1 pseudogene is annotated in these 278 nt (G+C 70.9%); it reads left to right on the top strand.

Annotated features, from left to right (window positions below):
• Positions 1-278, top strand: a pseudogene (locus tag EOD29_RS31515) (aminoacetone oxidase family FAD-binding enzyme); the annotation flags it as partial.

Raw genomic sequence — 278 nt, 5'->3', positions numbered from 1 at the left:
CCGGCAGCGGCATCGAAGGCAGCCTGGTCTACGCCCATGCGGCCAGCCTCCGCGACCGGCTGCAGCACCACGGCAACGCTGCCCTGACGCTTGACCTCGCCCCGGGCCGGACGACAGCAAGGCTGGCGCGCGACTTGAGGCGGCAGGACACCAAGTCGAGCTTTTCAAACCGCCTGCGCAAGGGCGCCGGCCTCGACGGCGTCAAGGCGGCGCTGCTGCGCGAACTCGCTCCCGAGCGCGACCGAACCGATCCGGAGCGTCTCGCCGGCATGATCAAG

Origin of the sequence: Mesorhizobium sp. M1A.T.Ca.IN.004.03.1.1, assembly GCF_003997555.1 — a bacterium.
Lineage (GTDB): Bacteria > Pseudomonadota > Alphaproteobacteria > Rhizobiales > Rhizobiaceae > Mesorhizobium.
The sequence above is the reverse complement of the archived record's forward strand: the minus strand, read 5'-3'. Positions and strand labels throughout refer to the sequence as shown.